The following is a 21,841-nucleotide window of genomic DNA, read 5'->3' as shown; positions in this document are numbered from 1 at the left end:
CGTCACTCGCTTTCATAATGAATATGATATCGGCATGTTATTGTGATGTCAAATGAAACTATACGATTGTATGTGTCAATTTTTTCTCGAAAGGATTTTCCCACCAGTATTTCCGGCCTCATCATTTTGTACACCTATAACTCGGCTAACGCGCTATCGCTTGTTCCCCTTGATGGAAGGTGAACGTTCTACAATTCAAGAACCTTCACCTTTCATCAAGGTATGGTATTTAAAAACTTTTTACTAACTTTCCCATCGCTGTAGAATGCGCTTCGTATAAAGGAATCACACCTTGCTTCACACCAATCGATGGCTGTGTTCGCTGACGTAATAACGAGGCTATTTTGACGGCTTTTTTCACCGCTCGCTGCTTTCGGTTACTACGCTGATGATGCTCTAAATAAGCTGTTCGTAAGGTTTGATTGAATATACCTTGTTTCACCTTTACCATTGCTTCTCCGCCTATTTCACTCCAATGCATCCCGCGTTTCTTCATGCGGAAGGATACATGCCGCTGATTGGATTCCATGGCTCCCAGCTTCCTGGCATCTTCTGGACAGGATGTCACGATTTCTCGCCAATCATAAATACGATCCCAATGACCAAGAATATACGAACGAAATTGCTTGATTTTCTCTATCTGTTTTTCTTCTTCCAAGGTGCTTTCATAGGTGTCTGTCTGAAGCTTGAAAGCATCTAAATCATGTTCTTTCAATGCTTTCCTGACTGCCTGTCTATATGCCTTTTCTGCACTCCCAAAACCACGATTCACAGCTTGGGCGACATGATAAGCATCCAATTGATTTAAAACAGGATGTTTCGACTGGGAAAAGGCTGTCTGAAACTTTTCTGCCGTATATCCTTGGCCACCATCACTATTCGTAACCACCTGAGCGTTTTCTAATGTATAACGACTTGCCGCCATGGCTTGTGTTTCATCCCAGAAAGCATCAGTGGTTTGCGTTGTCATGATAACGGTTGGCTGCTTCAGAGCTACACGTTTGCCATTCTTCTCCCAACCTTCATACATGACGGCGTGGTGTACTTCCATATGGCGTTTCTTCTGAAGTCCTCGAATAAACACTCCATCAGAAGTAGTCCACTTTTTTTCCTTCTGGTAAAGACGCTGCCTCTTCCATTTCTGTTACCATTTCCTGATCGGCTTTTGCCTGTGCTTTCCCTACTGTTTTCACCATATTTCCAACGGTTTGATGACTCAGGTGAACAGGTGTCCATTCTTCCAGCGTATGAGCTACTTCTCTATAAGTGCTTTCACTAGCCATCTCCGCCACCTTTAACTCAATCAATGGACTATATCGTTGGTTTTTGCGTATTCCCATCCATTCGTCAAAGGGATAGATAGACGCTCCTGCGGTATTGATCATCAAGGTATGAGAAAAAGTCACGGTTCCAAACATAAACTGTACGCTCCTGTTGTCTACTCGCTCTTTTTCCATCCTTCTGTAAGCTTTTGCGATACCAGGGCTTCATCTATTTCACTAAATATATCCCCAATGAAAGAAGTGAAGTACTCGTACATCGTCTGGTATGCCTGTTCCTCCATTTCAATGAAATTGGCTGTTTCCTTTATTATTTTATAGAGCTTTGATATAATAGTTTTCATGAGAAGGCCTCTTTCGTAAATGTATTATGCCGTGCAAAGCATACATTTTATGATAGAGTACCTTCTCTTTTTTAGCTATCTGGAAGTTCTTGAACCCTCGAGTATAATTTTACACATACTATACGATTTTCACTTGTCCTTTGCCCCCTATGTTGAGAGAGAGGGTTTAGCTGTGAAAAATGCGTGTTATGCTGCGTTTTGTCTAATAATATTATTTCACTTCCGTTTTCCGAAAGACCAGGAAACTGGCAAGATAGAAAAGGAGTATAAATAACAAACAGATAAGGATACTTTTGGCTATAAATGCACCGCTCATTGCGATTGTTAATTCGGATAAATCAATCCCATAAGGCGTATAAGCCATTATAGAATGAACGGTTTCATTCAAGCTTGAGATAGGTCCAAGGATTAAGCTGGTTATATACGTAGCAGCGATGACTAGAACAGCCTTTTTTAATAGGAACATATAGAAAATGCTGATCATCAGCTGACTTATAAAAAGGAGCAAGGATACACTGCTGGTTAAAAGGATGTTACCAAATAAACCTGCTGTGAATTCCCGGGTAGCTGCTTCTGATAAAATATTTAAAGTTGGTGTCGGGATAAAACCACTGAATGCAGTATTTGAAAAAGCAAAAATCATCGTGATGATTACGTAAGGCAAATACAACAATGCCATTAACATAAAAAAGGAAATCATTTTATTCATCATAATCGCATTTCTGCTGTGTCCGCCAGAAATGGCATTTTCAATGATTTTATTTTCAAAATCGGTCGTCAGGCAAATGCCTGCAGCGATACTTCCCAATAATGCCATCATCTGCGTTTCGGAAAATAGAGACAAGCTGCCTGATGCAGTTTCTAAACTTAAACGGCCTGTCGCTACATAATGGGAGCAGGCAGCAAAAATAATCGCACTGACCATAGCTAACATGAATAGTACCCATGGGGATATCGATTTGCTTAATTTAAAGAAATCGGCTTTTAATAGTTGCATCAGCTCGCACCTCCTATTAACTGAAGGTAATAGCTTTCTAAACTTTCTTCCTGCGTTGCGAAAGTGGTTACGATAATACCATGTTCGATCAAAGTTCGTGATAATTTCTCTTTTTCATTGGTGAAATCGTATAATTTCACGCTTTGATCAGGCTGCACAATAAAATTTTCTGTATGAAGGGATTCTCTCAGCACCTTCTGCAGCTTTTCTGGTTCGTTACAATGAATCAGAAGATGTTTATTAATTTGTTGTTCTAATGTGTCGTGGTTCAGTGTTTTTAGGGTTTTCCCTTCATTCATAATAATGAATTCATCTGCCGTTTGATGAAGCTCTGCTAAATGGTGGCTGGACAGCAGAATCGTCATTTGGTGTTTGGCGGCTAATTCTTTTATAAGCTGTCTCATCTCTGCAATGCCGCTTGGATCGAGCCCATTAACAGGTTCATCAATCATCAATATCTCCGGGTTGCCAAGCAGGGTGATAGCAATCCCTAAGCGCTGGCGCATTCCTAAGGAGAAATCTTTTGCTTTCTTTTTTCCGGTATGCCCTAATCCAACAAGCTCGAGTACTCGCTGTTCTGCATTTTCTTCTTGAATCCCTTTCATGATTTTATGAACGCGGAGATTATCCCGTGCGTTCATGTTGTCGAGGATACTGGGATTTTCAATCATACTGCCCATCTGCTTTCGTGCAGTCTGTAATGCTTTTTGACTGGAATGATGAAATAAATATAGCTCTCCGGAAGTAGGAAAGGACAAGCCGGCAATCATCCGCATGAGCGTTGTTTTACCGGCTCCATTTTGACCAATCAAACCGTAGATTTTTCCTTTTTCCAAAGCTACTGATACATCTTCTAATGCTTGAAAACCGTTATAGGATTTGGAGATGTTTTTTGCTTCCAGAATATAATGCGTCATTTTTTAGTGTCCTTTGTATGATTCAAGATTCCTTGTGCCATGGTCGTAAAAAATTCTGCCGGAACCAAAGCGATACCAATACTTTCCGGATTCTCGTCACCCAACACCATAAAATGGTCACCTGCTTGCATGTGGACCATATTTAAAGCCTTATCCGGCAATTGAACATAACCATCCTTCTCTAATGGAGTTGTGTTAAACATATGCTTCCCCTTTGGAGGGATTGGAAAGCCGCTTTCTTTTTGATCGTAATGAATGAAATTGTCCAAAGAAACATCAAATAAGGAGGCGAGGGCATCACAATGGATAATGTCCGGTAAAGACTCGCCGTTTTCCCACTTTGCAATGGATTGCCTGGTGACACCAATTTTTTCGGCTAATTCTTCTTGAGCGTAGTTATTTTCACTTCTTAAAAAAGAAAGATTTCGTGCTAAAGTAATTTTTTGCATGCTATGCATTCCTTTCATGGTGGTATACTTTTATTTTACCCTTTCATGAAAAGGATACAAGCTATGCAGGATAACCATTTATGTTAATGTCAGTTACGTATCAAAAATAGCTGTGCCTGACGTAACGTGAGGTGGTATGATGAAACTATCCATCGAGAGGGGATTTGGTTGGAAATGAAAAAAGAACGGTTCTCGATCAGTGAATTTGCTAAATCGACAGGCGTATCTGTACGAACACTGCATTATTATGATGAGAAGAACATATTGAAGCCAAAACGGGATGAAGATACGGGACATCGTGTGTATGAAAAAGAGGATATGATTCAGCTGCATAAAATTTTAACGATGAAATTTTTAGGAATGAGCTTAGAGGACATCAAGGATTATATGCAGCCCGATACGTTTGATTTAAGCTTTATTGATACATTACGATTGCAGGAATCAAAGTTGATGAAGGATAAGGAACAGATTGATATTGCATTAGAGGCTATCCAGCGGACGATCCCTCTATTAGAAAATGAAAAGGAGGTAGATCAAGCTGTACTTGTCAGTTTGCTGGCTAATATGCAAAACGAAAAGAAACAGCAGGAGCTGTCAAAAGGAATCATTAAAGAAGATATCATGAAGAAGATGTTTCCGCAGACGGCGAAGGAGAAGATGCTTTTTGAACAGGGAATATTGACATTTTACAAACGGGTCAAGGAGCATTGTGGAAAGCCAGCAGATCATCCAGAGGTGAGACAAATGCTGGGGGATTTTTATCATTTAATCTTAGAGATATTTGAAAAGGATTCTTTAGAAGAATTGTCAGATATTTTTTCTTTAGATATGGAAGACAAAGAGAGTGAAGAACAGCTGGAGGCATATATTCAAGAAATCGAGCGTCTTATCCCGACGCCGATTACGGAAGAGGAAGAGACGTGGCTTCAGCAAGTAACAATGGCTTATTTAAGTCCATTATGGGATGAGGAAGAAGGAGAGGATTAAATGGCATCATCGAAACAATCATCCAGTAATTTTATGAAGTTATTACTATCTACAAGGATACCAAAGCTTGTATTAATATTAGGCTTAATAGGAAGTGTATTGACCACCTTGGTCGGGCTCACGATTCCGCTTCTAACGAGAGAGCTTGTGGACGGATTTTCCATTGCTGATTTAGATTGGCGTTTTATTGTCATTATTATTGGTGTCTTTATTGTGCATGCACTGGTAGACGGATTGTCCGCTTATGCCCTGGCTTATGTCGGACAAAAGGTAGTAGCCAGGCTTCGGGAAATTTTGTGGAAAAAGCTGATTCGCCTGCCGGTTCCTTATTTTCAAAAGCAGCCAAGCGGAGAATCGGTCAGTCGTGTAATTAATGACACGGGGATTGTAAAAGATTTGGTTTCTCAGCATTTTCCGCAATTTATTTCCGGTCTGATTTCGATTATAGGGGCAGTTATCATTTTGCTTTTCATGGACTGGAAAATGACTTTAATCATGTTTATTGCTGTTCCGGTTACGTTAATGGTGATGTTGCCGCTCGGAAGAAAGATGGCAAAAGTATCACGCAGTCTCCAAGACCAGACAGCGAATTTCCAGGGAGAAATTCAGCAGACAGTCAGTGAAATCAAACTGATGAAATCTTCTACCGCAGAACAGCAAGAAGAGAAGCGGGGCTTGCGAGGAATCTTCAAGCTATTGCAGACTGGTTTAAAAGAAGCGAAGATTTTCTCGGTTATTGCTCCGTTTATGTATATGATCGTCATGCTTGTGATTGTGATGATTATTGGCTATGGCGGTATTCGTGTGGAGCAGGGGACCATGACGACAGGGTCGCTTGTTGCTTTTCTCTTGTATTTATTCCAGATTGTGATGCCGCTCACCACCTTTGCGATGTTCTTTACGGAATTGCAAAAGGCAAAGGGAGCGACCGAACGCATTTCAGAAATTTTGCAGGAAGAAGAGGAAGAAGTATTACCTGGTTCTGTAAAACAAATTAGCGAGCTTCCGTTGGCGTTTAACGAAGTCAGCTTTTCTTATGAAGCAGGCGAGCAGGTCTTGCATAACATTTCATTTTCGGCGTCACCGGGAGAAATGGTTGCCTTCGCAGGGCCAAGCGGCGGCGGGAAAAGTACGGTATTTGGCTTGATTGAACGTTACTATGAGCCCAATGAAGGTGTGATTTTGCTTGGCGATGAATCGATTCAGGATATTTCGCTTGTCTCCTGGCGTTCACAACTTGGGTATGTATCACAGGAGAGCTCGATGATGTCAGGAACGATTCGTGATAATCTGACATATGGATTAGAAAATGCAGAAGCAATTGCGGCTGAAAAACTTTGGGAAGTAGCAGAAATGGCTTATGCTGCTCAATTTATTCAAGAGCTCCCAAATGGAATGGATACGCAAGTCGGCGAGCGTGGTACAAAATTATCGGGTGGACAGCGGCAGCGTATTAATATTGCCAGAGCTTTCTTACGTGACCCAAAGATTTTATTGCTGGATGAAGCCACAGCAAGTCTCGACAGTCAATCGGAACAGGTGGTGCAAAAAGCATTACAGCGATTGATGGAAGGAAGAACGACATTTGTGATCGCCCATCGTTTGGCGACGATTATTGATGCAGACCAGATTATCTTTATTGAAAATGGAGAGATCACCGGAAAAGGGACGCATCAGGAATTATTGGAGTCACATGAATTGTACCGTTCTTTTGCAGAACAGCAGTTGACGTGAAAAAGGGGCTGTTGCACAATCAGGAAACTGAGCGTGCAACAGTTTTTTTTGTATACACAAAAAAGCAGACCACAAAGGGTCTGCTCTCGTGTATTATTAACTTATGACTAATAAACAAATAATACAATTCAATTATACGCAAACTTCCGCTAACTATCAATTATATTTACCGATGGACGTGGAAGAAATGATTCCTTTAGATGATTCGGTCCGGCTCCACTGCCTCTTATGTGAAAGGATGGATTATAGAGAACTATTACAGGCATACTCTCCAAAAGGGAGAAAACCGGCAGTCGATCCAGTCATTCTATTTAAAGTCATTACCTACGCAGCTTCCCAAAAAATCTATTCTTCCCGAGGGATAGAAAAAGCTTGCCGCCGGGATATCAATTTTCGCTGGCTTCTTCAGGGGTATGCAGCTCCTGACCATGCGACCATCAGTCGATTCAAGCAAAAATATCTGACCGATACCGTGATGGAACAGCTCTTCTTTCAACAAGTCGTATGGCTCTACGAACAAAAAGCCATTACCGGAGAAACACTCTATATCGATGGCACAAAAATCGAAGCATATGCCAATCGGTATTCTTTCGTATGGAAAAAGGCAATCACCAAACATGAAGCGAAGATGTACGCCAAATGGCAAGCCCTTCTGGAACAGATCAATACGACGTACTGTCAGCTCTTCACAAGCCCCTATGAGACGTTTTTAGAAGATTTGAAAAAAGTGCTTGTTTTCCTGGAGAAAATACAGGAAGAAGAGAACATCACGTTTGTATATGGCAAAGGGAAAAGAAAAAACGTCCTTCAACGTTACCATGAACAAGTAAAGGAAATGCTTCAGCGCAAAGAACAATATGATGCTTCCAACGAAATTATGGGAGAGAAACGAAACAGCTATTCCAAAACAGACCATGATGCCACGTTTATGCGGATGAAAGACGATCATATGCGGAATGGCCAACTCAAGCCAGCTTACAATGTCCAGGCTGCCGTGGATGCGGAATTTATCGTTGGGATCAATGCGTTTTCCGATCGAAACGACACGACAACATTGATTCCGATGCTTCAATATTTAAAGGAGCACCTTCCTTTTACGTATCGCCATATCGTCGCAGATTCTGGATATGAAAGCGAAGAAAATTATGTGTATTTAAAGAAGCAAGAACAGATGGCCTATATCAAGCCGCAAAATCATGAGCGCAAGAAAAAAGCTTCTTTCAAAAAGGATATCAAATATCGGGAAAACATGACTTATGACAAAGGCACAGATACCTATACCTGCGCCAATGACCAGCAATTACATGCCATTCGAAACTACACGCGAACCTCGCAGACAGGCTACCAATCTCAAGTAACGGTGTACGAAAGTGAAGACTGTACAGGGTGCCCGTTCAAAGAAAAATGTACGAAAGCCAAAGGGAATCGCCAACTGCATGTAGCCAAGGAATTTCTGGCTTACCGGGAAACCGCGCAAGAAAATATTCTAACAGAAACAGGCACACTGTACCGTATGAATCGTTCCATTCAAGTGGAAGGAACATTCGGCGTGTTGAAGGAAGATTATCAACTGAAAAAGTTTCGTACGCGAGGAACAGGGAATGTACGAAACGAGCTATTGATTCTGGCATTTGGTTATAATCTTAATAAAATACATACAAAAATCCAAGCTGATCGCCTGAATCTTTATTATCATCCATTAAAGACCGCTTAAAAAATTTTAAAAAAGGTGAAGCTTATTTAACTGCGTCAAAAAACGATTGATTTTCCCTTTATCACCATAAATAAAATAATGAATCTTAAAAAGAGCAATCTCATATAGAAAAAAGAGCTGTCAGCAAATGCATAATATGCATTTTGCGACAGCTCCTTTCTATCATTTTTTAGGAAAATAGTTGTGAAATCATACTTTTATCGTGATATCTTTCATTAAGCGATAATTGGTTCCATAAAGAGCCACAACTAGCACCAGACTTAATGGGATGGTAACAAAGGTTGGTAAATAAAAGACTTGAGAGAAAAAAGAAAAAAGTGTCATTTCCATTAGAATCCCTGTTATTGCTAAAATGAAGAGGCTAAGAACAATTGAAAAAAGTCCATACAGCCAGCCTGAACGGTAAAAGGTTAACCCTATCATCCAGCCGATTAAATAATAAATAAGGTGTACAATGACAAAACTGCCAAAAGTATCAATAAATGCAGAGAAGCTACTAGTGAAATCAACTTCGGGTGCATGTATATTCCATCCTACCCAGCCTGATACAAATTGGATGATAAAAGCTAACAACATGAAGATGATCGTTATTGTCACTGCTAGTAAGACGGTCGATATCAATGTGCCAAAAAAGAAATTTTTTCTGGTAGCGCCTTGCAGCATATAATAATAAAAGAAAGACGACGTTGTCAGAATACCAAGAACGAGCATGTAAATAGATGATGAGCCGTTTGAGAAATTTGCCAAGTCGATAAAACTGGAGTGTGGACCGGTAGCAAAACTTATAACGACAATGTAGATCACAAACATAAAGGAAAGAAACCATGTCGTCCATTTCGCTTGTTCCATAAACAAGAACCTTCCTATTTTTCTCGGTGATAAGATAATAGAATTCATTCTTCTTCCTCCTTCGTCAAATGCACAAACAAATCATGCAGAGAGAGCGGTCCAATTTCAAGTCCAGCTTGATTTGCGGCATTTCTTTGCTGTTCCGTCATTTCCCCGTACACCATAACGGATTTTGTTCCGCCAAGTATTTGACTGTTTAAAATCTCTAACCCTTCAGTAAATGCATCTATTTGTTCCTGTGAACCTGTAATGGAAAATCCTTTAGAAATAATCTGTTCATTGGTGTCCTGCAATAAAACCTTTCCGTTATGAATCATCAGCACCTCATCAAACAGGTAATCTGTTTCCGAAACAAGATGTGTCGAAAAGATAATGGTTCTTGGATGCTCCTCTTGATCATTTAATATTTCGTTATAAAATATTTCTCTTGTCGGCGCATCCATTCCTAAATAAGCTTCATCAAAAATGGTTAAAGGAGCTCTAGTTGCTAAACCAATAATCGCTTGAAACGCTGATTTTTTTCCTTTCGACAGCTGATTCACCTTTTTATTTAAAGGAAGCTTGAACGTTTCAGCTAACTGAAGGGCAAAGGTATCATCAAAATTTGGGCGGAAGTAAGCCATTTCCTTTAATGTTTCGCCAACCTTATCATAGCTGTATTCCAAATCTTTGTGCTGATCAAATAGGAAGATTGTGCCCTGCATAATTCTTGGATTTTCAAAAGGGTCTTCACCATCAATGGTAAGACTTCCTGCATCTGCTTTTCGAAAAGATGCCAAAACAGAGAGCAACGTTGTTTTTCCAGCTCCATTTCTTCCTAATAAACCATGAATTTTTCCAGGTGTGAGCTGAAAACTAATTTGATCGATAGCAGTAAAATCTTTATATTGTACACGGATATTTGAGGCTTCAACTGCATAACTCATGCGTTATCCCCCTTTTTTGCTTTTTTAATTAAATCAATAATTTCATCCTCTGTAATACGAAGCTTCTCTGCTTCCTGGACTAAGCCGATAACGTAATCTTCCATAAAGTCCTGCTTTCGTTTTTGAACGAGTTTTTGTTTTGCTCCTTCTGCGACAAACATGCCGACACCCCGCTTTTTGTATAAAATGCCTTCGTCTACAAGCTGTGTAACGCCTTTGGAAATAGTGGCGTGATTAATTTTATAAAATTGCACCAGCTGATTGGTGGAAGGGGCTTGCTCGCCTTCTTTCAGCTGATCATTGACAATCTGGTCTTCAATCTGTTCCCGGACTTGGAGAAAAATAGGTTTATCACTTCGAAATTGTGTGGACATGATGCGTGTAGCCTCCTTTCTGGCAAGTTTTTATAATCGAATTGGTACGTTTTTGGTCAGACGGTAGTTACAGATAATTAAAATGGCTATCATGATAAAGAAAATAGCATAGGGTCCCATGCTGATAATGTGCGAGTTAGAGGTGAAAAAGTTAATCGTATGTGCAATATCATCCTGATCCTGCAACAATGCGGATATCCCGAAAAATGGAAAGGAAAGAAGGATAAATAATAATCCAATCTTCCAGCGAAACCGATAAAAACCAAGCCCCATAAACCAGCCAATTAAAAGATAGAGAAAATGGCTGACAGAATAATCGGCTATACTTTTTAGAAAAGATAATATGCCACCGCTGCTCAATAAATCTGACCATGGAACAGTAAAACCGAAAGCTGGAACAAGTGTCTCAAATAAACCAATCATGAGGCTCATCGCAAAAGCTAAAATAACGGAAAGCAACACGGATGCGAATAAAGAAGCTTTAAAGAACTTTTTCCGGGAGATCCCTAATTTAAAGTAGTAGTCTAAGAACCCATAAGAATAAAGCAATCCGATAATCAACAAAAATACATTCGAAGTTGTATTGCTAACATCAAGGTTATCCAAGACACCCCAATGATTTGCTATCGTAATTCCAATCGTCAACATAATCATTATGCCGAAAAACCAAGCAGCCCATTTCATCTGTTCTGCGAATAAAGCCCATCCTAATTGCGATTGTTTCATGCTTCTTCACCTTCCTTTGTCAAATGAATAAAGAGATTATTTAAAGATAATGTGCCAATCTCTAAACCAAGCTCAGCTGCTTCTCGCTGCGCTTGTTCCGTCAACGTTCCATACACCATCACAGATTTTGTGCCGCCAAGCGACTTCTCATGAATCACTTTCATTGTTTTTGTAAATGCATTCACATCTTCTTTAGATCCTGTAATAGAGAAGCCTTTTTCCAGAAGCTGCTCACTTGTTTCCTGCAATAAAACCTTGCCATTATTGATCATAAGTACTTCATCAAAGAGGTATTCCATTTCGGAAACAAGGTGGGTAGAAAATAAAATCGTACGCGGATGTCTTTCCTGTTCTAATAAGATTTCTTTATAAAATAACTCTCTTGCCGGTGCATCCATACCCAGATAGGCTTCATCAAAAATCGTAAGCGGCGTTCTGCTTGCCAGACCAATGGTGACCTGTAAAGCGGAATACTGTCCTTTGGATAATTGGTCAGCGCTTTTATCCATCGGAATGTTAAACTTTGCTGCTAAATCTTTGGCATAAGCTTCGTCAAAATTCGGATGAAAATAGAGCATCTCTTTGATTAATTTGGCAATTTTATCGTAGTCATAGGTGTTATCTTTATCATAAATAAAAGATGTTCCCTGCAAGATCCGTTCGTTTTCAAAAGGGTCTTCTCCATCAATGGCAATCGAGCCATGCTTTACTTTGTGAAAGGAAGCAAGGTGCATTAACAAGGTGGTTTTACCAGCGCCGTTTCTTCCTAATATGCCATGAACTTTGCCTGGGGACAGTATAAAGGTTACATCTTCTAACGCTTTAAACTTCTTATAATGTACCGTTAAATGGCGTACTTCAATGGAATAAGGCATATACATTCTCCTTTATATATATTTTTAACACGTATACTGTTATGGTTATATACTTATGTGTATAACCGTAACAGTGTGATGATGAATTGTCAATAAAATATAGAATGCCTTCTGCAAAATAGGCTATAATAGAAAGAAATATTCCTATTTACGAAAATATAAAATAGGCAAAGAAATTTGTTTGAAACGTATGATATATTGGAAAGTAAGTTGAAAACGTAAAAAGAAAATGCCCTAAGAACCTTATGAGATGAAAAGGAAAAGTAAGAGACAGATGAGGAACGAAGGTAGTTCCCATTTAAAATTGGTGGAGAATGGGAGATGTATGTATGATGACAGAAGCATTAACAGTTAAAAATATCGTATTGGGAGAGGGGAAACCGTGTATTTGTATTCCTTTAACTTCTTCCACAAAAGCAGCCCTTATTGAGGAGGCTGCGCGTTACCAGCAGGAGGGAGCAGATGTTGTAGAATGGCGTGCTGATATCTTTGAAGAAGTGGAAAATCATACAGCTGTGGAGCAGGTGTTAAAAGACTTAACGGCAGTTTTAAAAGGAATTCCGCTTATTTTTACCTTCCGCAGCCATCAAGAGGGAGGAGAGAAGGAGCTTTCCACAGCGGATTATGTGGCACTGAATCAATTTGTTATCGAGACTGGTCTGGTCGATTTTGTGGACGTTGAACTCTATCAGGGAGAAGATACAGTTCAGAATCTGATTTCTACAGCTCATCAACAGCATACATATGTGATTGTTTCGAATCATGATTTTCAAAAAACACCGCCTAAATCTGACATTGTCAGTCGTCTAAAACAAGCAGAGGAGCTTGGCGGTGATGTATTAAAAATTGCTGTTATGCCAAAGGAGACAGACGATGTGTTAGCGTTGCTCGCTGCAACAAATGAAATGAAAAAGGATACAAAGAAACCGATGATTACAATGGCAATGGGTCCGCTTGGAGTAGTCAGCCGGTTATCCGGTCAAGTTTTCGGATCTGCTTTAACTTTTGGAGCGGGAGAAAAAGCTTCTGCGCCGGGACAGGTACCGGTTGGAGAGCTGCGGCAAGTGCTGGATGTGCTGGATAAGTCAATGGGTGATTGATAAGGGGTTTAAAAATAAAGCGCACGAAAAAAAAGGATGTTGATATGGCTGTTAGGATAAGCAGCTGCTCATCGAGATCCTTTTTGTTCTTCACGCTTATTCAATAAACACGTCCTAAACCGTCATAGTTATTTTAGGAATCTGACTGTCTCTCTTTTCTCTATTTTCAGCTATATCTATTGCAGCTGCGTAGCCAAACACCATTGATGCTCCAATCGTCGCACCTGGTCTGGGATAGGTTTCTCCCATGACAGAGGCGGTACAATTTCCGGTAGCATATAATCCTGGAATGGATCGACCCTCTTTTGTCAGCACTCTTGCAGATTCATCAATAACAAGTCCGCCTTTGGTGCCAATATCGCCAGGATATATTGGGATGGCATAGTAAGGTGCTTTATCTAGTGATGCCAGATTCGGATTTGCCAATGTCGGGTCGCCATAGTATCTGTCATAAGCACTGTCACCACGATGGTAATCTTCATCTTTTCCATTTGTTGCAAAGGTATTAAATCTGGAAATGGTGTGAGCAAGTTTCTCTGGAGGGACATTGATTTGCTTCGCTAATTCTTCTGGAGTATCTGCTTTTTTAGCATATCCACTTTCAAACCATTCTTTAGGGAGCGGCTGCAATGGCATGATTCCAAAAACGAGATACCGATTTTTAACTCGTTTATCAAAAATCATCCATGATGGTATGGTGGAGCTTTGTTCTGTATTATTTTTATACATTTGATCGACAAATTCATGATATGGAACGGATTCGTTGATATAGCGTTCGCCATTGCTGTTCACAATAATCAATCCAGGTGTAGCGCGCTCCGCAACAGGCATAAATGCCGGGGATCCAGGAGGTGCGGATGTAGGCGTTCCCCACATTTTGTCCATTAAATCCAATTGTGCACCCAGTTTTACTCCTGAAGCAATCACATCACCTGTCTGTTCTTCAGCTGATAATGTCCATTCCGTATTAGTGGGCTGTGGCAAATACTTTTCCCGCAGTTCTTTACTATGAGAAAATCCGCCCGAAGCAAAAACAACACCTTGACGAGCCTGAATGTTGACTTCCTTTCCATTTCTTTCGGCGATAATTCCTGTGACGCGATTATTTTCATAAATCAAGTCTTTAAATGGTGTTTGGAGCCAAACTTCACCGCCTGCTTCTTTGAGAGAGGTATATAGACGGGCAACAACAGCTTCTCCCAAAGTGGTCGGCTTGTATCCGGAAATGAGCGTGCGGATAAGACGCATTCCTACTTTCATTGCCTTTGCCTTTCCAATCCACGTCCTCATAATCATATTCACCTTATGGAATTCACTTGATTTAAGTACCATCCCTTTTGTTGGTAAACCAGATGTACGTAAATACTGCAAATCATCTCCTAATTTTCGAAGGTCGAAAAGCTGCGCTTCAACTGCTCTGCCTGAAGCTAACCCACCAGGTGCTTCTGGATAATAATCGGAATACTTGGGTGTGTATTCCCATCTGAAATGTTCCGTGTTTTCATGTAAATAGGATACCATTTCCGGGCCTTTTGTCAGATAAGCATTTTTTAATGTGTCTGGCACTCGGTCACCGATAGTGGAATCCAAGTATGTTTTTGCCTGCTCATACGTATCCTTGACTCCAGCCTCGTCTAAATAAGGATTATTTGGGATCCAGATGGTTCCACCTGATTTAGAGGTGGAGCCGCCGAATAAGGCTGTTTTTTCAATGACAATGACCGAGAGTCCGCGTAATTTTGCAGTTAAAGCAGTCGTTAATCCTCCAGCACCTGAACCGACGACAACAACATCATAGTGATTATCCCACTGTTTTTCCAAAATTGTGACCTCCCTTTCCATACTTCGAGTTATGTTATAATATACTATGCTCTATTTTAAGTATAATGCTTTTTGTAATCGCTTTCAAAGAATGGAACCTGCCTGTTAATATGGTTAAACAACAGGAGAATGTAATCTGTACAACGATGAAAAGAGATTTGGTAAGGTGGTTAGAAAATGTTCAAAATATCAATATTGGACAAGAAACTAATAAATGAATTCGATTGTTATTGAAGGAGGGAAAATAGATGTTAGCAACGTTAGAACAAGTAGGAAATGAATATATAGCAACATTTGAACGTCATTGGGAAAATACAGTAGAAGAAGTATGGTCTGTTCTTACACAGAATAACAAACTGCAGCAATGGATGCCGAATTTAGAAGTGGTAGACTTGCGTAAGAATGGAACGATGACATTCCATATGAATGATGGGACAGGAAACTCCTTTGGTATTTCTATTTTAGATTTTCAAGCGCAGTCTCATTGGCAATTTGAATGGGGAGATGAATCTGTCCGGTTTGAATTGGAAGCGGAAGAAGAGGGATGTAAGTTCGTATTAAAAGAATATATTCCGATACTAAATGACCATACTCCCAAAGATTTAGCTGGCTGGCATATCTGTTTAGATATGTTTCAGGCAGCGCTGAATGGGGAACCAATAGATTTTCCAGTGGAATCATGGAAAGCGGAGTATGAAGCATATAAAAAGATAGTACAACCATTTTTAGAGGAAGATAAATAAAATAACAGTGCCTCCAAAAGCATCAGCTCTTGAGGCACTGTTGTTGTCTATTAATATGGATCTGCGTCATGTCCGATATCTTCTGCATGTTTCGGAGCCTGTTCGGCATCCGATGCACCTAGTGGGTTTTGGCTGGTGCCATGCTTTTTCGTCTGCTCTAAACCTTCTCGCAGACGGCGTCCGTATTCTTCATCCGCTTCTTCTGCCAATGCAATCATCTTATCCTGGATTTTCTTGTCACAGGTTGATAAATCACCAATCAGGTTGGATAATAATTCATCTTTTTCCCAGTCCTCAAACTGACGGAAGGTTTCGCCGGCCTGTTTCGTGTTGTCATTGCGTTTAATCGATTCACGTACCAGGTTTCCCTCTGCATGAGGTGTATACTCTTTACCAGTTTGTTCTGCCTCTTCCAGACCGCCGAGTACAGATGGTTCATAATTGACATGTGGGTTCTGGCCGGGTGCTTTATCATTTTGCTGACGTAACTGGCCGCCTTCCTGATTGGTTGCCACACGTTTTTTCGCCGCATTAATCGGTACTTGCAAGTAGTTCGCACCGACACGATAACGCTGTGTATCAGAGTAGGAGAAAGTACGACCCTGAAGCATTTTATCATCCGAAAAATCCAGCCCGTCAACTAATACACCGGTACCGAATGACGCCTGCTCTACTTCTGTAAAATAATTCTCCGGATTTTTATTTAATACCATTTTACCGACCGGCAGCCATGGAAATTTATCCTCCGGCCACAGTTTGGTATCATCTAATGGATCAAAATCAAGCTCCGGATGATCATCGTCTGACATGATTTGTACCAGCAGTTCCCATTCCGGATAATCCTCTTTTTCAATGGCATCATATAAATCCTGTGTCGCATGGTTAAAATTCTCGCCTTGAATTTCCGCAGCTTCTTTCATGGTTAAATTTTTAATCCCTTGTTTCGGCTCCCAATGGTACTTCACAAGAACTGCTTCTCCATCTTGATTAACCCATTTGTAGGTATTTACACCAGAACCTTGCATCATGCGGTAATTGGCAGGAATACCCCACGGTGAATAAATAAATGTTACCATATGAAACGATTCTGGCGAGTTGGCGCAAAAATCAAAGAAGCGCTCGGAATCTTGAATATTTGTTACGGGGTCTGGTCGGAAAGCATGAATCATATCTGGGAATTTCATCGCATCACGAATAAAGAAAATCTTGATGTTGTTGCCTACAAGATCCCAGTTGCCATCCTCAGTGTAAAATTTCACTGCAAAACCGCGCGGATCACGGACCGTTTCTGGAGAATGCGTACCATGAACTACTGTTGAGAAGCGGACAAATACAGGTGTCTGTTTGCCTTTATCCTGAAAAACTTTTGCTCTAGTATATTTGGAAGCAGGGTCATCTCCGACGGTTCCATAGGTTTCGAAATAGCCGTGCGCTCCGGCGCCTCGGGCGTGGACAATACGTTCCGGCACTTTTTCACGGTCAAAGTGACTGATTTTTTCAATGAAATCATAGTTCTCTAACGTTGCCGGCCCACGATTACTGACTGTACGGATATTTTGATTATTGGTAACAGGATGGCCTTGACGGGTTGTTAACGTCTTATCATTTTCTATATTGGTTTGATTAGTGGATTTTTCTTTATCAGACATGTGTTCAACCTCATTTCCTTTATAGATTTCTTCTTCATTAGGATAGCCAATTCAGATGAATTTAACCGTGCATAAAGGATATTTGCCAAATAAAAAACGAATGCAGATACGATATCCGCATTCGTTTACATATATATTAAAAAGCAGCTGTCCAGCCGCCATCAGCTGTAATGACTGTTCCATTTACAAAGCTGGATTCATCTGAAGCTAAGAATAAAGCAACCTGTGCAATTTCTTCCGATTGTCCAGACCTTGGCGATAAACCATGTGTTAATTGTGTGCGACTGATTCCAAACTCATTCACATTTGACATCGAAGAGCTAATATTCGTTTCAACGGCACCCGGAGCAATGGCATTGCAGCGAATTCCTTCTTTGGCATACATAAAGCCTGTATTTTTGGTTAAACCAACAACGGCATGTTTCGATGCAACATAAGTAGCTCCGGCATGTGCTCCGTTTAATCCTCCTGTAGAAGCGGTATTAATAATATTTCCTTTGCCTTGTTTCAAGAAGATGGGAATGACTTTTCGGATGGCGCGCATAACACCTTTTGTATTGACATCAAAAATAAGATCCCATTTTTCATCACCAATATCTCCGGCAGCTTCCATGCCATCCATGATGCCAGCATTATTCACTAAGATATCAAGTGTTCCAAATGAAGAAACAGCTGTATCAATCATACTTTCGATATCTTCCAGCTTGGCAACATTTACTTCCAGCGCTTTTGCTGTACCGCCGCTGTTCGTAATTGCTTGGACTGTTTCTTCTGCACCCTCCAAATTCAAGTCTGCAACAATTATTTTAGCGCCTTCTTTTGCATACAATTCTGCAATCGCCTTCCCCATACCGGAAGCTGCTCCAGTTACAACCGCTACTTTGTCTTTTAATTTCATTTTGAGCCCTCCTTAAAAAATTGTGCCCCTCTCTTATCCATCTTATAATAGGGGTAACCTGCTAACAATATGCAAAACGTGTCGATACTGTATGTTTATCAACACTTTCACACTTATTTGTCTATTTACTTCATTTTGGGAGGCATCTGCAAATGTCAAAACCTGAAGATCGACGGATTAACAAATCAAAAAAAGCGATGCGTCATGCGCTTATTCAATTAATTGAGGAGAAGGATTTTAACAAAATTACGGTAACTGATATTGTGGAGTGTGCAGATTTGAACAGGGGGACTTTCTACAGACATTATACGACGCAAACAGATATTTTAAATGAATTGACTGAGGATGTGATGGCAGATTTAATGAAAGCTTATCGCATGCCTTATAAAGAACAGCATATTTTTGTCGTCAATGAGTTGTCTGCTTCAACAATTAAGATTTTTGAGCACGTAGAAAATTATCAGAGTTTCTATGCATTAATGTTTCAGACGGATCGGCTTCCTTCTTTTCAAGCGCAAATTTTTCATGTGTTAAAAGATTTGGCGATTCACGATTTGATGCGTACAAAAAAAGAAGCGGTTCAGCCGGATCCTACAATGCAGGCGAGCTTTTTTGCAAGTGCGATTATTGGTATGATATCGGAATGGGCAGAAAAGGATTTTATTTATAGTGCAGATTATATGGCAGAACAGCTTTTATTCATTTTGCAAAGTATGAGACAAGTACATATCCTGCGTCCCCGAGTATAAATAAACATCTGTCCCTTTTTCTGAAAATAGATGAGAAAGGGTTGACCTTTTTAGAAGAGCGTTTAAAATAGGGATAAACTTATTTTTTAGAAAAGTTCAACCGGATATAAAAAAGCAATACTTCATATTGGGGAAATAATGAAGTTTACAAATAAAAGTGGAGGTTAAATCATGCCAATTAAAATTCCTAGAGAGTTACCGGCAAAAGAAATTCTAGAAGAGGAAAATATCTTTGTGATGGATGAGCAGCGTGCTGCTTCACAGGAAATCCGTCCGCTTAGTATTCTTATTCTGAATTTAATGCCGGAAAAACAAAAAGCAGAAACACAGCTGTTACGCTATTTAGGGAATACGCCGCTGCAAGTGCGGATTTCTTTTTTAAGGATGGCTTCGCATGAATCAAAGACAACCAGTCAGAACCATCTGAATACCTTTTATAAGACGTTTGAAGAAGTGCGGGATAAAACATTTGATGGCATGATTATAACAGGTTCTCCTGTCGAACATCTAGATTTTGCTGATGTGGATTATTGGGAAGAATTGCAGGAAATTATGGATTGGACAAATGACCATGTGACCTCCACGCTCCATATCTGTTGGGGGGCACAGGCAGCTTTATATCATCATTATGGCATTGATAAACACCCACTTTCGAAAAAATGTTTTGGTATCTTTGAGCATGACGTATTGACACCGAAAGAGCGGCTGGTGAGAGGATTTGATGAAGTATTTTTAGCACCGCATTCCCGCTATACAACGGTGTCTGCAGAAGAAATTGAAAACCATCCGGATTTGCAGCTGGTTGCGGAGTCCGAAAAGGCCGGCGTATTCTTGCTTGCTTCCAAGGATGGAAAGCATATTATGGCAACGGGTCATTTAGAATATACAGCGTCAACACTGAAAGAAGAATATGAAAGAGACCATGCCCGCGGGGTGGATACGGAAATACCGGAAAATTATTATCCGGATAATGACCCGGACAAGCGGCCAAAGCATCGGTGGAAAAGCCATTCCAGTCTGTTGTTTTCGAATTGGTTGAATTATTATGTGTATCAGGAAACTCCGTATGTGTGGGGTGGAGAGTGAAAATAGAGGCAAATGTAGTACCATTAAAGATAATGATTTCTTTTGGTTTTGTTGATTGATCTATTGAATGAATTGCGGTGTATTGCTTCGGCTTGCACTTAAGGGGTTCGGATGCGTCCGGCCCTCTTTTAATATGTAAAAATAAGGCAGCGGGCAAGACCTGCCTTATTTTTATGGATCAAACCCGCCAGTAATTATCTCGCGGGTTTGACCCATATCGTTTTTGACAAAACAGAAGCATGTTCATAAGCATCAATTAATCCCTGTTGTTGAATGTCTGTTTTGGAGATGCTTTTGTATTTCAGGACGATGGCGAACACGGATGAAAATGGAAAAGGGTCCATACTAATCGTTTCGGTATCTGCCCAGCTGATAGAAAAAGCAGATGGCAAATCAGAAGCATTGTTGGATATAGCTAATCCATTTTTAAAAAAAGGGTGGAGGTCTTTATCCGCAGCTCCGGCTTCATTTAAACATACAAATAGGGAAAGCGTATCAGAAAACTGCAAAAGCGTATAATCTGCTGCGAACTGCTTCTTGTCAAAATCTTTCATCGTACTGATCAGCGATTCCTGTCGTTCTGCTTCTTGTTGCACAAAGTTTTTTGCTTCCTTCACAGAGACTTCTGCCAGGAAGTGTTTATAATGTTCACTGCAGAGCAATGCTGCATAACTGTCTTGTTCCTGAACTTGATTTATTCCGTGTGTATATAATACCGTTTTTGGAATCACCGGGAAATCCATAAATGAATACGGCTGATTTGCCTTGTCATTCCAAAAAGGCTGCCGGTCAAACGCTTCCCAACCAGAATCATGCTGGTAAGCAGCATAGATAACAGCATCCTGATAAGACGTATGATTGAAATAAACAGGGTCTAACTGTTTCAACATTTCTCCTGATAAAAGCGCATGATCCACTTGCGATATGAATATAAAATGTTCCCCTTGATCTCGGATAATCATCTGAAGCCTTCTTTCCACCATAATGGTCGTTTTTGGTTGCTTAAAGGTTCGGTTCATATGCCATGATAAAGTATGCCTTCCAGTTATAAAAAAGACGATGATTCCCTCACCGTCTTTTTCTATTTTAAATCATTTTATCAAAGTGTATCCGTTTATATAAAGTATAAAAGATGGGGATACCTATTAGTAGTACGATTAATTCACTGGCTGCAGTTGTAAGCCATGTAAATAGGAATGGCAGATGTACGGCAATATTCAACATAAAGGCGATAATAAACATATTAAAACTGAAAATCAACGTATTCAGGAAGAATAATGCCAATGTGTTTTTAATATATTTTTTCAAGAAAATCATGATTCCTAAGGATATAGCAGTGTGTGCTGTTCCGAATAAGAGATCCAGACCGCCTGCCATGGAAAATAAGTTAGAAGCAAATACACCAACTGTAATCCCGAAAAAGTATCGTTTATCAAAGATAATTAAATGGTTAAACATCTCAGATATCCGAAATTGAATCGCTCCGAATGCAACTGGCGAGACCAGCAAAGATACGGCAACATATAATGCTGCAATAATACCGTTAACCACAAGTGTCTTTATATTCATTTGTTGTTTTTCCTCCTAGTTTTTTAGCGTGGGATGGTTACGAACCACGTTCAA

General features: G+C 40.1%; 20 protein-coding genes, 1 pseudogene and 1 riboswitch. Of the genes and pseudogenes, 7 read left to right on the top strand and 14 right to left on the bottom strand.

All coding sequences use genetic code 11. The annotated features are described in order from the left end of the window. Positions 1 to 229 precede the first annotated feature (229 nt). The 4 genes and pseudogenes from B7E05_RS18630 to B7E05_RS18615 form a co-directional block, all read right to left on the bottom strand. Positions 230 to 1,624: pseudogene (locus tag B7E05_RS18630) on the bottom strand (ISLre2 family transposase). Between the two features lie 211 nt (positions 1,625 to 1,835). Further along, entirely contained in the window at positions 1,836 to 2,621 is a 786-nt protein-coding gene (locus tag B7E05_RS18625; protein ID WP_080875610.1) for a hypothetical protein, read from the bottom strand. Beyond that, positions 2,621 to 3,538 (bottom strand): ABC transporter ATP-binding protein, encoded by a 918-nt coding sequence (locus B7E05_RS18620; RefSeq protein ID WP_080875609.1) that lies wholly within the window; start codon positions 3,536 to 3,538, stop codon positions 2,621 to 2,623. The genes B7E05_RS18625 and B7E05_RS18620 overlap by 1 nt, the downstream gene beginning before the upstream one ends. Beyond that, complete coding sequence (locus B7E05_RS18615; RefSeq protein WP_080875608.1) at positions 3,535 to 3,987, bottom strand: helix-turn-helix transcriptional regulator; 453 nt, start codon at positions 3,985 to 3,987, stop codon at positions 3,535 to 3,537. Before B7E05_RS18615 ends, B7E05_RS18620 begins: the two co-directional genes overlap by 4 nt. 174 nt (positions 3,988 to 4,161) lie before the next feature. Between B7E05_RS18615 and B7E05_RS18610 the strand changes: the two genes are divergently transcribed. The 3 genes from B7E05_RS18610 (at position 4,162) to B7E05_RS18600 (ending at position 8,422) form a co-directional block, all read left to right on the top strand. Further along, on the top strand, positions 4,162 to 4,974 hold the full coding sequence (locus tag B7E05_RS18610) for a MerR family transcriptional regulator (RefSeq protein WP_080875607.1): 813 nt from the start codon (positions 4,162 to 4,164) through the stop codon (positions 4,972 to 4,974). Then, on the top strand, positions 4,975 to 6,708 hold the full coding sequence (locus tag B7E05_RS18605) for an ABC transporter ATP-binding protein (RefSeq protein WP_080875606.1): 1,734 nt from the start codon (positions 4,975 to 4,977) through the stop codon (positions 6,706 to 6,708). It abuts the gene before it with no gap. A gap of 103 nt (positions 6,709 to 6,811) precedes the next feature. Further along, positions 6,812 to 8,422 (top strand): IS1182 family transposase, encoded by a 1,611-nt coding sequence (locus B7E05_RS18600; protein ID WP_080875605.1) that lies wholly within the window; start codon positions 6,812 to 6,814, stop codon positions 8,420 to 8,422. Between the two features lie 189 nt (positions 8,423 to 8,611). Here B7E05_RS18600 and B7E05_RS18595 read toward each other — a convergent pair whose 3' ends face one another. The 5 genes from B7E05_RS18595 to B7E05_RS18575 are packed head-to-tail and all read right to left on the bottom strand — an operon-like array spanning position 8,612 to position 12,172. Next, on the bottom strand, positions 8,612 to 9,319 hold the full coding sequence (locus tag B7E05_RS18595) for a hypothetical protein (RefSeq protein ID WP_080875604.1): 708 nt from the start codon (positions 9,317 to 9,319) through the stop codon (positions 8,612 to 8,614). Next, a complete protein-coding gene (locus B7E05_RS18590) occupies positions 9,316 to 10,197 on the bottom strand; it encodes an ATP-binding cassette domain-containing protein (protein ID WP_080875603.1) in 882 nt (293 codons plus the stop codon). The genes B7E05_RS18595 and B7E05_RS18590 overlap by 4 nt, the downstream gene beginning before the upstream one ends. Beyond that, entirely contained in the window at positions 10,194 to 10,571 is a 378-nt protein-coding gene (locus B7E05_RS18585) for a GntR family transcriptional regulator (RefSeq protein ID WP_080875602.1), read from the bottom strand. The genes B7E05_RS18590 and B7E05_RS18585 overlap by 4 nt, the downstream gene beginning before the upstream one ends. A gap of 30 nt (positions 10,572 to 10,601) precedes the next feature. After that, a complete protein-coding gene (locus B7E05_RS18580; RefSeq protein WP_080875601.1) occupies positions 10,602 to 11,297 on the bottom strand; it encodes a hypothetical protein in 696 nt (231 codons plus the stop codon). Beyond that, complete coding sequence (locus tag B7E05_RS18575) at positions 11,294 to 12,172, bottom strand: ATP-binding cassette domain-containing protein (protein ID WP_080875600.1); 879 nt, start codon at positions 12,170 to 12,172, stop codon at positions 11,294 to 11,296. The genes B7E05_RS18580 and B7E05_RS18575 overlap by 4 nt, the downstream gene beginning before the upstream one ends. Before the next feature lie 332 nt (positions 12,173 to 12,504). On the opposite strand from B7E05_RS18575, the gene aroD reads away from it, so the two are divergent. Then, on the top strand, positions 12,505 to 13,272 hold the full coding sequence (gene aroD / locus B7E05_RS18570) for a type I 3-dehydroquinate dehydratase (protein ID WP_080876366.1): 768 nt from the start codon (positions 12,505 to 12,507) through the stop codon (positions 13,270 to 13,272). 114 nt (positions 13,273 to 13,386) lie between these two features. Here aroD and B7E05_RS18565 read toward each other — a convergent pair whose 3' ends face one another. Further along, positions 13,387 to 15,093, bottom strand: coding sequence for an FAD-dependent oxidoreductase (locus B7E05_RS18565; RefSeq protein WP_218672705.1), 1,707 nt, complete (start codon positions 15,091 to 15,093; stop codon positions 13,387 to 13,389). Positions 15,094 to 15,341: 248 nt separating this feature from the next. Here B7E05_RS18565 and B7E05_RS18560 point away from each other — a divergent pair, with 248 nt between their 5' ends. Further along, the gene (locus B7E05_RS18560; RefSeq protein ID WP_080875598.1) at positions 15,342 to 15,836 is read left to right on the top strand and encodes an SRPBCC family protein; all 495 of its coding nucleotides are present in this window, start codon (positions 15,342 to 15,344) and stop codon (positions 15,834 to 15,836) included. 50 nt (positions 15,837 to 15,886) lie between these two features. On the opposite strand, the gene B7E05_RS18555 is transcribed toward B7E05_RS18560, so the two are convergent. Beyond that, entirely contained in the window at positions 15,887 to 17,485 is a 1,599-nt protein-coding gene (locus B7E05_RS18555) for a catalase (RefSeq protein WP_080875597.1), read from the bottom strand. Between the two features lie 136 nt (positions 17,486 to 17,621). After that, positions 17,622 to 18,383, bottom strand: coding sequence for an SDR family oxidoreductase (locus tag B7E05_RS18550; protein ID WP_080875596.1), 762 nt, complete (start codon positions 18,381 to 18,383; stop codon positions 17,622 to 17,624). A 152-nt stretch (positions 18,384 to 18,535) separates the two neighbouring features. Here B7E05_RS18550 and B7E05_RS18545 point away from each other — a divergent pair, with 152 nt between their 5' ends. Both B7E05_RS18545 and metA read left to right on the top strand, forming a co-directional pair. Continuing rightward, positions 18,536 to 19,132, top strand: coding sequence for a TetR/AcrR family transcriptional regulator (locus B7E05_RS18545; protein WP_080875595.1), 597 nt, complete (start codon positions 18,536 to 18,538; stop codon positions 19,130 to 19,132). Between the two features lie 171 nt (positions 19,133 to 19,303). Continuing rightward, positions 19,304 to 20,218, top strand: coding sequence for a homoserine O-acetyltransferase MetA (metA, locus tag B7E05_RS18540; protein WP_080875594.1), 915 nt, complete (start codon positions 19,304 to 19,306; stop codon positions 20,216 to 20,218). A 194-nt stretch (positions 20,219 to 20,412) separates the two neighbouring features. Here the strand turns inward: metA and B7E05_RS18535 are convergent, their stop codons facing one another. Both B7E05_RS18535 and B7E05_RS18530 read right to left on the bottom strand, forming a co-directional pair. After that, the gene (locus B7E05_RS18535) at positions 20,413 to 21,180 is read right to left on the bottom strand and encodes a DUF3891 family protein (protein ID WP_080875593.1); all 768 of its coding nucleotides are present in this window, start codon (positions 21,178 to 21,180) and stop codon (positions 20,413 to 20,415) included. A 124-nt stretch (positions 21,181 to 21,304) separates the two neighbouring features. Then, positions 21,305 to 21,787, bottom strand: coding sequence for a QueT transporter family protein (locus B7E05_RS18530; protein WP_080875592.1), 483 nt, complete (start codon positions 21,785 to 21,787; stop codon positions 21,305 to 21,307). Between the two features lie 9 nt (positions 21,788 to 21,796). After that, positions 21,797 to 21,841: riboswitch (PreQ1 riboswitch) on the bottom strand.

The sequence above is a fragment of the Oceanobacillus timonensis genome (genome assembly GCF_900166635.1).
Classification (GTDB): Bacteria; Bacillota; Bacilli; order Bacillales; family Amphibacillaceae; genus Oceanobacillus; species Oceanobacillus timonensis.
Note: the sequence above shows the minus strand (reverse complement) of the source record. Positions and strands in the feature narration are given on the sequence as shown.